This window comes from Micromonospora sp. AMSO12t, assembly GCF_008806585.1.
GTDB classification, from domain to species: Bacteria; Actinomycetota; Actinomycetes; order Mycobacteriales; family Micromonosporaceae; genus Micromonospora; species Micromonospora reichwaldensis.
In genome coordinates this window covers 1-13,530 of sequence record NZ_WAAS01000036.1, presented here as the reverse complement: position 1 = coordinate 13,530, position 13,530 = coordinate 1, and the positions used below count along the sequence as shown (strand labels likewise).

Here is a 13,530-nt window from a genome sequence, read left to right as displayed (position 1 = left end):
GGAAGGGAAGCCGGGTGCCAAGGCTGGGGATCGCCAAGGAGTTCCTGGCGGACTACGCCGGGCTGCAAAAGCCCGTCCGCCGCGCCGTCGATGCGGCGATCGAGAAGTTTACCCAGCACACCCACGCCGGCCTGCACCTGGAAAAGCTCACCAATCCGAAGGACCCCCGGATCCGCACCATCCGGATTAACCAGTTCTGGCGCGGCGTCGTCCTGGCTCCCGAGAAAGGAGAGGAGTACCTGCTGCTCACGGTGCTGCCGCACAACGACGCATATGCCTACGCCACCTCTCGGCTGTTCACCGTGAACCTCGCCCTCGGCGTCCTGGAAGTCAGGAACCAAACCGCCCTGGAAGAGATCACCCCGGCCCTGCATCAAGCAGCACAGGACAACAAGCCGCTCCTCTTCTCAGGCGTTAAGGACGCCGAACTGATCCGACTCGGCATCGACTCGCAGGTGCTGCCCCTGGTCCGGTTGCTCACCACAGAGACGCACCTGGAGGCGCTGGCAGGCCTCCTTCCCACCCCGCAGTACGACGCTCTGGCCGGGCTCGCAGCAGGCCTCAGCCCCGAGGAGGTGTGGGAGGAGGTCAGCCAGTACCTACCAGGCGGGCAGCCACCGGCACAGGTGGATCCGGAGGACATCGGCACCGCTGTCACCCGTACCCCGGATCGCTTCGTCATGGTGTCCGGCCCGCAGGAGCTGGCGCAGATCCTGTCCCACCCGTTCGACACGTGGCGGACCTTCCTCCACCCCGCCCAGCGGGAGATCGCATACCGAACCTCATACGTCGGCCCCGCGATGGTGACCGGCGGCGCCGGCACCGGCAAGACCGTGACAGCGCTGCACCGCGCGGTCTTTCTCGCCCAACGCGCGGTCGCTCCCGTGCCCGCCGGACACTCGCCGGTGCTGCTCACGACCTTCACGCGGTACCTGGCCGAGGCCCTGGAGCGGCAGCTTCCGCTCCTCACCGAGGATCCGGAAACGTTAGCTCGCGTCCACGTGCTCAACGTCGACCGCCTCGCTTACCAGGTCGTGAGCGACGCCCACGGACGCCGGCCCACGGTCGTCGATCCCAAGGTGTTACGCGGCCTCTGGGAACAGGCCGCAGCGACCCTCGACGGCGCGTTCAGCCCGATCTTCCTGGAACGGGAGTGGGAACAGGTCATCCTCGCGCAGAGCCTGAGCGAACCAGGGGAGTATGTAGCCGCTCGCCGCGCTGGCCGCGGCACACCACTGCAACCCGCTCAAAAGCTGGCCGTATGGGAGGCGATCCGGCAAGTCACCGACCGACTTCGCCACCTCAACCAGCACACCCATCTGCAGCTCGCCACGAAGGCTGCCCGCATCCTGACCGAGCGCGCCACCGCGCCCTATCAGCACGTCGTGGTCGACGAGGGACAGGACCTGCATCCCGCCCAGTGGCGTCTGCTCCGGGCCGCCGCCCGTCCCGCCCCGGACGACCTCTTTATCGTCGCGGACCCGCACCAGCGGATCTACGACAATCAGGTCTCATTGGCCAGCCTGGGCATCAACGTGCGGGGCCGCACCCGACGACTGAAAATCAACTACCGAACGACCCACGAGATCCTCGACTGGTCAGTCCGTCTACTGGCCGGAGTGGCACCGGACGGGCTCGACGACCGCCCCGACAACCTGCGGGGTTACCGCTCCCCGATGCATGGGCAGCGTCCGGTCGTTTCTACCTGCCAGGACAGGGACACCGAGTGGTGGGAACTCGTCGAGCGCGTCAACTCATGGCTGGACGCGGGCGTGGAACCAACCGCGATCGGCGTCGCGGCTCGCAGCGTTCAACTTGCCCATCAGGCGCGGAGTGCGCTGACCGCGGCCGGCATCCCAGCCGGTTCCGTCAGCAGCAGCGACACCGGTGGGGTACGTGTCGGCACCATGCACGGCATGAAGGGTTTGGAGTTCCGGTGCGTGGCGGCCGTCGGGGTGGACGACGGGGTGGTACCTGCGAACAGGGCGGTCACATCGCCTGACACTGACCCGGTCGCGCATCAGCATGACGTGTTGCGGGAGCGTTGCCTCTTCTTCGTTGCCTGCACCAGGGCTCGTGACTCGCTCTACGTCTCTCACGTCGGCACCCCCAGCCCTTTCTTGCCAAGCTGACCGCCCTGGCCAGGTCGATCTCTTCCCTGGCCCTGGCACATGGATCTAGGTTCCGAGCACGGCCCACGAGCGATGGGGTGCGCCGACCATCGCGAAAGGTGCCGGTGTGCTTTCCGGCCGGGAGGTGCCACTGGCTGACCCAGGCAGCCACAGCATCGATCCGCCGGCCTACACAGCCTGAGCAGGCTCTCAAGAGGGCGTTGAGCGGGCGTGTGGCCAGGGCGCTGGGGCGAGTCGGCCTCGGGGGCGTCGGAGCCGCAGGCACGAGGCGTACGGCGCTGCGCGCATCCGCCTGTGGCTGATGAGCAGCAGCTCGGAAGGAGTGCATAAGTGACCAGTCGTGGTTCCACAGCTGTCGGCTCCGCCTGAAAACTGGCTCTGGCACACATTCTGTGATTGATCTTGGGGCGGCTCACGGGTTGGTCAGGACGCGTTTGCGTAGGAGGTCGAGGTTCGCGCGGCCATACATCTGTCGCTTGATCGTCTTGATGCGGTTGACGTGTCCCTCGACCGGGCCTGAGCTCCAGGGCTGAGCGAGGCCGGCGACGACGGCATCGCGGTCGCTGACCAGACCGGCGGCGAAGCCGCGAAATTCGGGGTATACGGCGTTGCGGGCGCGGTTGATCCAGGCGTCGAGGTGCTGTCCGGTGCCCTGGTGGCGGACCAGGGCGGCGAACCCGCGGGCGAGATCGGCAACGGTGTCGAGGTCGGGGCAGCGGCTGCGGGCGTCGGCGAGGTCGGTGCGGTCGTCGTCGGTGAGTTTGTGGCCGGGTCGCATGATCCAGGCGGTGATCCGCCGGGCCGACGCGGTCAGGACCGAACGGCTGAGTCGGCGAGTGAGCGGTCGTGTTCACCGCCGAAGGCGCGTGCATTCGCGCGTTCGAGGCCATCCGTATCCCCTGGAAGCAGTCACCCAACACGGTGGGAGCTGCTTGCCAGGGGTCTGTGCCGCGCTGCATCAGAGGTACGTCGGTCTCCTCCTGTGGGCGCACCGAGGAGACGGCTCACCCGGCATAGCCGATCAGGATGTGAGGTCGAGGGCGCCTGCGGTGAGGCCGTCGCTGATCTCGCGGGCTAACGCGGCTCCGGTCATCGCTGCCCGGTCAAGGGCGGTGCTGAACTCGATGAGTCGGCAGAAAGCCTGTCCGTACGCCTGCTGCTGATTCAACGGCAGCACGGGAATGGCGAGTCGCTTGATGTCGATGCGTAGGGCGCTGTTGGCGGTGCTGGAGGCTCGACCGGCGATACGCAGGTTGTCTGTGTGGGAGATGACGCCGGCGACGAACCACGGATCGAAACAGGTCGTGTCGACGCGTAGCAGCTGAACGCCGGGTCCTAGTTCGGCTCCGACTTGTGCAGGAGTGGCGACCCTGGCGCTGATCTTCTGGCCGATGATGGGGATGAGGATGTCGTTGGTGCGTACCTGCGGTCCTGGGGCGTCGTTCGCGGCGCGGGCTGTCGAGCCGGTTGCGGGGCCGCCGGACAGGACGTCAGTGGCGGTCAGGGTCGTGGCGGTGGTGGTTGCGCTGGTTGATCGGGTACGGGAAGTTGCGCGTTGCACGGAGATGCTGCCGGATCGGACGAGGTCGGCAACGTCGGCTTTAGGAGCGGCGTGTAGGGGTGCGGTCTGCGCCTGTCTTACTGCGGGCAGGGCGTGTCGTATGTGGTCGAGGAGTTGGTCGAAGTCGCTGATCCTGGCGATGATCTGGGCTGGGTCGGCGGTGAGGTTGCTGGCCTGCGGCAGGTAGCGTTGCGGGGTCAGGTCGACCTGGTCGTCGAGCACTTCGATGGCGGGTACCGCGCGATGGACGCCGGGCACTTGGGCGTAGTCATCGGATAGGTAGGCACGCCAAGCCTCTCCGACTGTGTCGGAGAGGCTTCGGGTCGTCGATGCGGCAGTGGTGTCGACCACGAGCAGGTCGCCAGCGTGTGGCTGGTGCGGGTCGGGCTGGGTGAGTACCCAGACGTGCAGTCCGATGCCGGTCGGTGGCATCAAGCCGGCGGGGAGAGCGATGACCCCGCGGAGCGCTCCGTGGCGGATCAGTTCGGCGCGGACGCGGCGGCCGGCTGGCCGCGACGCGGCGGCGGGGGGCATGAGCACGACGGCGGTGCCGCCGGGGGAGAGGTGGGCCAAGGCGTGCTGTACCCAGGCGAGTTCGGGTTCGGTGCGCGGGGGTAGGCCGTAGGTCCAGCGAGGATCGTAGGCGAGGCGGTCGTGACCCCAGTCATGAATGCCGAACGGGAAGTTGGCCACGACGATGTCGGCTCGCAGGTTGGGCATGGCGTCGGCGAGCAGGCTGTCGCCGACGTGCACGATGGGAGGCTCCGTCGGATGGCCAGCGCGTTGGGCGCGCAGATGCACGAACCAGAGTCGCAGCAGAGTTATCAGGGCGTACTGCGGCTTGATCTCCTGCGCGTAGCACCTTGTGACGGTCGCGCTCTGTAGGGCCCGGTCGGCGGCCATCCGCAGGATCGATCCGGTGCCGCTGGTGAAGTCGAAGGTGCGGGCCCCGGAGCCGGCGACGGTCAGCATTATGTCGGCGACGCTGTCTGGTGTGCCGGCGAGCCCGGAGAGCGAGTGGGCCGAGGCCACGTACTGGCTGTGCAGGTATTCGAAGGCGGACTCCGGGTCCTGCTCCGAGCTGAGCTGGTTGGCCGTGCGTAGCAGGGTGGCGAGTTGGGGGGTCCACTGTTTCGGCAGCAACTCGCCGACCATCTCGGCTAGGCCGGGGTCGAGCGTGCGTAGGTGGGTGACGAGCTGACGTGGGGTGAGCAGGCTGTCGCCAGTGGGCTCGGTCTGTTCGGAGCGGACGAGTAGGTATGCGCCGGTGATGTTGAGTGCGTCGCTGATTTGCGCTGCGGGCTGGTAGCTCTCGATGTGTCTCCAGGCCCACTGCTCGGTGCCGGCTTGGTGCAGCCGGCCGTGCTGGTGGAGCCATTGCTCTACTGCCCGGGCATCGAATGACGGGCTGGTCGGGGTGCCGCCTACGGGGGTGGGGAAGTCCGCGTACCGGCGACGCCAGTTACTTACCGCGGCCCTGCCGACATTGGCCAGCCGCGCGATGCCGCTGGCTGTCAGGGTGGCCTCGCTAGGGGCCGTGCTCGACTCTCTCGTCACGCGTGAACGCTACCACGGAATTGACTCTTGTGTAGCCTGTTCACAGGCGCTAACGTCGGCGGTGTCGATCCGAGTCCTTGGAGGAGTCATGCCACGTCGTGGGCGCAGCACCACCGTCGGAAAGTTCGCGAAGTTCTACCAGGACCGTCGGGTGTCTGAGATCCGGGTGCTCGGGGAGGTGCTGCGTCGTGAACAGCAGGCGGCGCCCCGTGTGGAGCCAAGAACGCAAGACACGCAGGCGAGCCCCGTGGCCTGCTGACCCCGACCCTCAACCAATCGACGACCGAAGGAGGACCATGAACACCCTTGCTCGCAACTGCGCTGTCAACTGCCCAGTCTCCAACCTTTGCTCCGGTCGCATACGTGTGTGGCGGTGCGAGGCGGTATCGGCCCGACTCGATGGATGCCACGCCGGTCCAGGCGTATGCGCGAGTGCGCCTTGACCCCGTCGTCGGTGCTGCCATCGCTGACGCCTACATGGCCGCGCCGCCCAGGGAGGAGCGTGCCTTTGCCGCCTACGCCGCGTTCTGCCGGGAGACCGTGCGGCAGTATCACTTCATGGTGGGCCGGGTCGAGTTCGGTGGCCTGGGCGTGACGGTGCGGGTGGTGGACGAGGACCCGTACGAGGAGGTCGACTCGATGGTCGACGATGTGCGGCACCGTCAGCTGAAGGTATGGGCCAGCGCGGCCAGCGGTAACCCGCACCCGTATCTCAGTGACGGCGAGAACGACATGTTCCGTGCGGTCCATGACGTGTTCGGGCACGCGGGCAGCGGCCGCGGGTTCGACCGGCACGGCGAGGAGGCGGCCTGGTTGAAGCACAGCAGCATGTACTCGCCGCTGGCGCGTCGCGCTCTGGCAACCGAGACGCGTGGCCAGAACTGCGCCCAGATCTTCCACTATCGGGGCGGTCGCTTCCCTGCGCAGAAGGCGGTGCTGTTGCCTCGGTTGTTCAGTGATCCACGTCTGGTACGTGTCGTGCGCGCTCACGTGGCGAAGGCCGTTCCTTGCTGAGTCGTTCGATCTCTTGACGCAGTTCCACCACCGCGAAGTGTTCCGGTCCGTCCACCTGGGCGCGGCTGTGCATCAGGCTCTTGAGCTGGCGCAGGGCACGGTCGTGCTCGCCGAGCGGCACGTGGGCGCGGGCGGCGCGCAGGCGGAGGTCGAATACCAGAGGGTGACTATCGCCGTGGCTCCGCGCGTGATGATCGGCGAGCTGCCGCCATTGCCGGGCGGCAGCTCGGAATTCGCCGGCGGCCTGCAGTTGTTCCGCCTGCTTCGAGGCCTGTTCCAGGTCGAGTTCGAGGGGGCCGATCGTCGACGTCACTACCGGGCGAGCTTGCTGTGGCGCTCGCCCGACGATCGCGGCGTATGCCGGCACTGACCCAGTGAGGTCATCGACCACTCCGGGAATCGGCTGCAGGTCCTGGGCGAGGGGAGCCAGCGCGGCGTAGACCTCGGCAGCAGTGTCCGGCCGGTCGTGCGGGTGGATCGCCAGCATCGCGTGAATCAAACCGTCGAGCACGGCTGGGACGTCCGGCCGCAGGTCAGTGGGGCGCGGTGGAGGGTCGTCCACCTGGTGCCGCAGCGTCGTGGTGGTAGTGACACCATCGAACGGCGGGTGGCCGGTGAGCAGGTCGAACAGCGTGGCGCCCAAGCCGTACAGGTCGGTGCGGTGGTCGACGGCGTCCCCGAAGATCTGTTCGGGAGCCATGTAGCCGACCGTGCCCAGGCTTTGTTCGGTCTGGGTGATCCGCGAATAGCGTTCGTCGTCGCGGATGACGGCCAGACCGAAGTCGAGCACCTTCACGGCGCCGTTCCTGTCCAGCATGACGTTGCTCGGCTTGATGTCTCGGTGCACCAGGCCGATCTGCTGTGCGGCGAGCAGGATGCTGCTGACCTGGGCCCCGATGGCGGCAACCCAGCCGATCGGAAGCCGCCCCTGTTCGGCGACCAGGTCTGTGAGAGTGACTCCGTTGATCTTCTGTAGGACGACATAGGGTTGGCCGCCCTGCTCGCCGAGGTCGTAGACGGCGGGAACGCCAGGATGATCCAGCCGGGCGGTCAGCAACGCCTCGCGGCGGAATCGGCGCGCCAACTCGATGTTCATCGCGGCGGCGCTGACGAACTTCACGATGACGGGACGGTCGAGCAGGGTGTCCTGAGCCGGCCAGACCTCACCCATGCCCTTATGCGGAAACGGGAACCGGCCTACTCTGTACCGGTCTTTGAGGTCCGTGCCCGCTACCACGGGACTCAGCATAACTGTCCATCGCCGGCAACCACGCACATCAGGTTCCCGGCGAGACATCCCGACGGCCGATCCGCCACATGCTCGCTCTGATCGTGTTGGTCGCAGGCGACGGCAGCACCATGAGGCGCCAGGCGTTGGTCCAGCCTGTCCGCCGTGGGCATGCCCGCGTCGATGGCGAACTGTCGTGGTGAAGACGGATCACACGGAAATCCTTGCAAGCATGGTTCACAAGTGCTTCACTGTGGACCGGCGCGGCTCGGGTCTGACTGCGCCGCCTTCTACTGCGTGACCAACACCGCCATCCCTGACCGGCTGATGGCGGTGCAGGCTGTGCGCCCTGTCCTCTCGGGCGCTGTGACGACGGGGGATCGTATGGCTGAGCTGGCCATCGGCCGGGAGTTCCTTCCCGCCTACGCCAAACTGCAACGTCGGGTGCAGCGCGCCGTAGATGCCGCCATCAGCAAGTTCGCCGAGCACACCCACGCGGGCCTGCACCTGGAGAAGCTGACCGGCGCACGGGACCCGAACATCCGCACCATCCGCATCGACCAGTTCTACCGCGGGATCGTGCTCTCCCTCGGTCAGCAGAAGTACGCGCTGCTCGATGTCCTACCGCACGACGACGCCATTGCCTTCGCGGTCAGTCGCCGGTTCACCGTCAACCACGCACTCGGCGTGTTGGAGATGCGCGACCAGGCAGGCATCGAGGAGTTTGCTCGTACGGAGCCCTCAGCCTCGCCGAGCGACCGCCTGTTCGACCACGTCTCGACTGCCGAGTTCGTACGGCTCGGCGTGGACGAGGACCTGATTCCGCTGCTGCGGATTATCGGCACGGACCAGCAGTTGGACAGTCTCGACGGGCGCCTGCCCGAGATGCAGCTCGACGTCCTACGCGGGTTGGCCAGCGGACTGCCGGTGCAGGAGGTCTGGGCGGAGATAGCTGACCGGGTCGTGTCGGGCGTGGACACCGAGGACCTCTTGACCGCGGCGCGGCGTACGCCCGAGCGGATCGCCTTCGTCTCGGGTCCGGTGGAACTCGCCGCCATCCTCGCGCACCCGTTCGACGTGTGGCGCACCTTCCTGCACCCGACGCAACGTGACGTCGCCTATCGCGAAACCTACAGCGGTCCCGCCCTGGTGACAGGCAGCGCCGGAACGGGAAAGACGGTTACCGGCCTGCACCGGGCGGTGTTCCTCGCCAAGCGCTTGCCGGACGGCGAGAAAGTCCTGCTGACCACGTTCACCCGTGCCCTCGCCGACTCCCTCGCCAGGCAGCTGCACCGGCTGGCGACCGAGCCTGCCGTGCAGGCGCGCATCGATGTGATCAGTGTCGACAAGTTGGCCTACGAGATCGTCGCCCGGGGTGGCAAGAAGGTCGCGGTCGCCGAAAGCGAGGTCCTCGACCGCCTGTGGGAGGCCGCCGCGAAGGCCAGTCCCACCTTTCTGAACCGCGCCGGCCAAGTCACCACGGTCAGCAGCGCCTTCCTGAGACGGGAGTGGGAGCACGTGGTGCTGGCTCAACAGCTGACTTCCCTGGAGGCATACCGCGATGCCCCCCGCAAGGGCCGTGGCGAGGGCCTGCGCGCCGCACAACGCGAACAGGTGTGGGCCGCGATCAGCGCAGCGGAGCGGGAGCTGACGAAGCGGCGCCTACGTACCCACACCCAGCTCGCCGATGACGCGGCAACGATCGCGCGCCACTCATCGGCCCCTTACCGGCACGTCATCGTCGACGAAGGCCAGGACCTGCATCCGGCGCAGTGGCGGCTGCTGCGCGCGCTCGTCGCACCCGGACCGAACGACATGTTCCTGCTCGCCGATCCGTACCAGCGCATCTACGACAACCATGTGTCGCTGGCTCAGCTGGGCATTCAGGTGCGTGGCCGCACCCGCAGGCTCACCGTGAACTACCGGACCACCCACGAGATCCTCGACCTGTCGGTGAAGGTCCTCAACGGCGACGCCGCCATCGGCCTCGACGACCAGGACGACACACTGCGGGGCTACCGTTCGATCACCCGCGGTGGCGTCCCCGAACTTGTCGCTCAGGACAGCCGCGACGCAGAGCACGAGGCGCTGATCGAGCGGGTGGGGACCTGGCTGGAACAGGGTGTGGAACCGCACGCGGTCGGCGTGGCCGCCCGAACCGGACAGCTCGTTAACACCATCACGAGGATCTTGACCGAGGCCCACATTCCCGTGGCCGACGACAAGAGAGGCACCGACGGGGTGCGCGTGGCCACCATGCACCGCATGAAGGGCCTGGAGTTCCAATGTCTCGCAGTGGTCGGGCTGGACGCAGGGGTCTTGCCGGCGCCACATGCGCTCACCTCGGCGGCAGAGGACCCGCACGCCCACAGGCAGGACCTGCAGCGTGAGCGCTGCCTTCTGTTCGTCGCCCTGACCCGCGCCCGCGACGTGCTCTACCTGTCCCACAGCGGCACGCCCAGCCCGCTCCTGCCGGTGCGTCGATGAACTCCCGCGCCAGTGCTGGCGACCCGAAACTGGGCGACGCGGCACGCTCCGTCTGGGGCAAGACAGACCGTAAAGGCACCTCACCAGTCGGTTGGCTGCCGCTGTGGCGGCACCTTGCCGACACCGCCGACGTGGCCGGACGGCTCTGGGAGCACTGGCTGAGCCCTGCAGTCCGCCAACGCATCGCTGACGAACTGCCCGGTGGTGACGCGGACGCCCGCACCTTGGCCGTCTGGACCGCTGGGGTGCACGACATCGGCAAGGCAACGCCTGCCTTCGCCTGCCAGGCGTACGCGCTGGCGGAGCGGATGCGCGACCACGGGCTCGGCTACCACCGGGAGCTGATCCGCGCCGACCGCAAGTACGCCCCCCACGCCACCGCCGGGCACCTCGTGCTGGCGGACTGGTTACAGCAGCAGCGCTGGACCGACCCTCACTCGTACGCGGTCATCGTCGGGGGCCACCACGGTGTGCCACCGACCGATGAAGGGCTTCGCGACGTACAGGTGCGTCCACACCTGCTTGGCGACCCGGACTGGCGGCAGGTGCAGCACGAACTGCTGAACTGGATGGCAGAGCGGTCGGGCGCAGGCGAGCGGCTCATCGAGTGGAGCGACGCACCGCTGTCGCAGCCCGTGCAGGCCGCCCTCACCGGCCTCGTCATCGTCGCTGACTGGATCGCGAGCAACGAGGAGTTCTTCCCGTACATCCTGGACAGCACGGACGCAGACCGGCTGACGGCCGGCTGGGAGCTGCTGGACCTGCCGGTCCCGTGGCGGCCTGCCGCGCCGCCGGTGAGCGTGGACGAGCTGTTCGGGGCGCGCTTCGAGCTACCCGCCGCCGCGGTGCCGCGACCGGTGCAGCGCACCGTTGCCGGGCTGGCCGCGACCATGCCAGCGCCCGGGATGATGATCGTCGAGGCGGCAATGGGCGAAGGCAAGACCGAGGCCGCGCTGGCAGCGGTGGAGATTCTGGCCCGCCGTACCGGGGCATCCGGCTGCTACCTCGCGTTGCCCACCCGCGCCACCAGCGACGCCATGTTCAACCGGATGCTGTCCTGGCTGCGTAGGCTGCCCGACGCTCAGTTCGGCCGAGGCGACCGCGACGTACGGCTGGCACACGGCAAGGCCGCACTCAATGCCGACTACGACCGGCTGCGGACGACCTCGCTGCCGAGCGGCATCGCCGGGGACGACGGCGGCACCGACATCGGCGTGCACGTCTGGCTCGCTGGACCCAAGCGAACACTGCTGTCCAGCTTCGTCGTGGGAACCATCGACCAGTTACTGTTCGCGGCGCTACGAGGCAAACATCTGGTGCTGCGTCACCTCGGCCTCGCCGGCAAGATCGTCGTCATCGACGAGGCGCATGCCTACGACGTCTACATGAGTCGCTTTCTCGACCGGGCGCTGGAGTGGCTCGGCGCGTACGGCGTCCCAGTCATTGTGCTCTCCGCGACGCTGCCGGCACGCCGACGGGCCGAGCTGATGGCGGCGTACGACATCGGCCGGCTCGGACCCGTGCCTGCGCTCACCTGGCGTGACCGCGGCAAGCCGCGGGTCGACCCGTACGCACCGCTGCGTACCGACCTGAGATATCCCCTGGTTACCGTCTCGACCGCCGATCGCGGCGCCACCGCGACCAGCTGCGCCGACTCCGGTCGAGGCGTCGAAGTCAATCTGCGGCGCCTGGCCGACGATTTGCCCACGCTGGTGGAGTTGCTGCGCGACCAGTTGGCTGACGGGGGCTGTGCGCTGGTGGTCCGCAACACCGTGGCGCGGGTCCAGGAGACGGCAGCCGCGCTGCGGGCGGCCCTCGGGCCGGACATCCCCGTGTCGGTGGCGCACTCCCGGTTCATGGCCGTCGACCGCGCCGCGAAGGACCGCTGGCTACGCGACACGTTCGGCCCGCCCGGCAGCGGTAACCGCCCGCATCGGCACGTGGTGGTCGCCAGCCAGGTCGCCGAGCAGTCCCTCGACATCGACTTCGACCTGCTCGTTACCGACCTGGCCCCGGTCGACCTGGTGCTGCAACGCATCGGCCGGCTACACCGTCATGCGCGCGGCGACCGGCCCGCCAGGCTCGCTACCCCGACCTGCTGGATCAGCGGCGCCGACTGGACAACAGAGCCACCGCAACCGGTAGCTGGTTCACGCCGCGTCTACCAGCCGGCCACGCTGCTACGCAGCGCAGCGGTGCTGCTGCCGCACCTGGACAGCACACCACTGCGACTTCCCTCCGACATCGCGCCGATCACCCAGACCGCCTACGGCGACGCGGAACTCGGCCCACCATCGTGGCAACCAGCAATGGCCGAAGCAGAGGCCAAACAGCGGGACGAGATCACCACCAAGGAGCTGAAAGCTGACGGTTTCCGCCTGGCCGGCGTCGCCGAGGCCGGGGTGCCACTGATCGGCTGGCTCTCCGGCGGCGTCGGTAACGCCGACGACCGCGCGGCGCTGGGCCACGTCCGCGACACCGACGCGGAGTCCCTCGAGGTCCTGCTGCTGGTACGGACACCGGATGGCTTAGTGATCGCCCCATGGATCGACGGCGGTGGGGTAGTCGTGCCAACCAGTTCCACACCCAGCCGGAGGCTGGGCCGACTTGTCGCTGGCTGCACCCTGCCTCTTCCACGGGTCATGACCGCCACCGACGTCATCGACGAGGTCATCACCAACCTGGAGGGGCGGATCGACCTGCGCGCCTGGCAGGCCAACCCCTGGCTTGCTGGCGAGCTCGTCCTTGAAATTGATGGTGACGGCCATGCCCGTGTGGGCCCCTTTGATCTCTACTACGACCCTCACGGAGGTCTCCATGTCGTTCGCGTTGGCTAGGAATCCCCGCCTACGCGGGGAGCGTGGCTGCGACCCAGTGAGCTTACGGATCACCCCTCCAACGCGAGGGAGCATGCAGCCTGGTCTTCGTCGTTGCTAGCTGGCCTACAGTGTGCTTACTTTGTTCATTGGGACGCGATCGAGATTAGACGGTGGTGAGCAGACTTGACAAGTTCCGGTGAGGCACCCGGATTTTCGCTGGTAGACGAGGCGTGGATTCCGGTATTGGACGCCGAGGGGCAGCGACGGGACGTGTCGCTGCTCGGCCTGTTCGAACAGGCCGGCGACGTCCGCATGATTGCCTGTGAGCTGCCCACGCAGACGTTCGCGATTCTGCGGCTCGCGTTGGCGATCCTGCACAGGACGACGGGCGGCCCACCGGGCGAGGCCGCTTGGCGGGCGCTGTGGCGGGACCGGCGGCTGCCGGTCGCCGACATTGCCGAATACCTCGGCGTCTTTCGCGACCGGTTCGACCTGCTGCATCCGGAGCGCCCGTTCTACCAGGTGGCCGATCTGCGGGCGGCCAAGAACAACACGTACGGACTTGAGCGCCTCATCGCCGACGTGCCGAACGGTATGCCGTTTCTGACGACGCGCGCCGGACAGGGCATGGAGTCGATCTCGCTGGCTGAGGCGGCCCGCTGGGTGGTGCACTGTCAGGCGTACGACCCTTCCGGGATCAAGACGGGGGCGGTCGGAGACCTGCGGGTCAAA

7 protein-coding genes and 1 pseudogene are annotated in these 13,530 nt (G+C 67.7%); 5 read left to right on the top strand and 3 right to left on the bottom strand.

The features are described from left to right. Window positions 1-14 precede the first annotated feature (14 nt). A complete protein-coding gene (locus F6X68_RS08435) occupies window positions 15-2,132 on the top strand; it encodes a UvrD-helicase domain-containing protein (RefSeq protein WP_151453727.1) in 2,118 nt (705 codons plus the stop codon). Window positions 2,133-2,544: 412 nt separating this feature from the next. Here F6X68_RS08435 and F6X68_RS34070 read toward each other — a convergent pair. Both F6X68_RS34070 and F6X68_RS08425 read right to left on the bottom strand, forming a co-directional pair. Further along, window positions 2,545-2,940, bottom strand: a pseudogene (locus F6X68_RS34070) (transposase); the annotation flags it as partial. Between the two features lie 213 nt (window positions 2,941-3,153). After that, window positions 3,154-5,250, bottom strand: a complete 2,097-nt coding sequence (locus tag F6X68_RS08425; RefSeq protein WP_151453726.1) for an N-6 DNA methylase — start codon at window positions 5,248-5,250, stop codon at window positions 3,154-3,156. A 399-nt stretch (window positions 5,251-5,649) separates the two neighbouring features. On the opposite strand from F6X68_RS08425, the gene F6X68_RS08420 reads away from it, so the two are divergent. After that, window positions 5,650-6,264 (top strand): hypothetical protein, encoded by a 615-nt coding sequence (locus F6X68_RS08420; protein ID WP_225852070.1) that lies wholly within the window; start codon window positions 5,650-5,652, stop codon window positions 6,262-6,264. Here the strand turns inward: F6X68_RS08420 and F6X68_RS08415 are convergent. Continuing rightward, on the bottom strand, window positions 6,203-7,435 hold the full coding sequence (locus F6X68_RS08415; protein ID WP_225852069.1) for a serine/threonine-protein kinase: 1,233 nt from the start codon (window positions 7,433-7,435) through the stop codon (window positions 6,203-6,205). The genes F6X68_RS08420 and F6X68_RS08415 overlap by 62 nt on opposite strands. Before the next feature lie 354 nt (window positions 7,436-7,789). Between F6X68_RS08415 and F6X68_RS08410 the strand changes: the two genes are divergently transcribed. The 3 genes from F6X68_RS08410 to casA form a co-directional block, all read left to right on the top strand. After that, window positions 7,790-9,979: a UvrD-helicase domain-containing protein gene (locus tag F6X68_RS08410; RefSeq protein ID WP_225852068.1), complete on the top strand. Its 2,190-nt coding sequence runs from the start codon at window positions 7,790-7,792 to the stop codon at window positions 9,977-9,979. Continuing rightward, window positions 9,976-12,816: a CRISPR-associated helicase Cas3' gene (cas3, locus tag F6X68_RS08405; protein WP_151453724.1), complete on the top strand. Its 2,841-nt coding sequence runs from the start codon at window positions 9,976-9,978 to the stop codon at window positions 12,814-12,816. The genes F6X68_RS08410 and cas3 overlap by 4 nt, the downstream gene beginning before the upstream one ends. A 165-nt stretch (window positions 12,817-12,981) precedes the next feature. Beyond that, window positions 12,982-13,530 (top strand): type I-E CRISPR-associated protein Cse1/CasA (casA, locus tag F6X68_RS08400; RefSeq protein WP_151453723.1); only part of this gene is annotated, 549 nt, incomplete at its 3' end.

Excerpts from the sequence above, each read along its gene's own strand:
- F6X68_RS08420 (WP_225852070.1), top strand. The coding sequence starts at position 5,650 with ATGGATGCCACGCCGGTCCAGGCGTATGCGCGAGTGCGCCTTGACCCC.
- F6X68_RS08415 (WP_225852069.1), bottom strand. The coding sequence starts at position 7,435 with ATGGGTGAGGTCTGGCCGGCTCAGGACACCCTGCTCGACCGTCCCGTC.
- cas3 (WP_151453724.1), top strand. The coding sequence starts at position 9,976 with ATGAACTCCCGCGCCAGTGCTGGCGACCCGAAACTGGGCGACGCGGCA.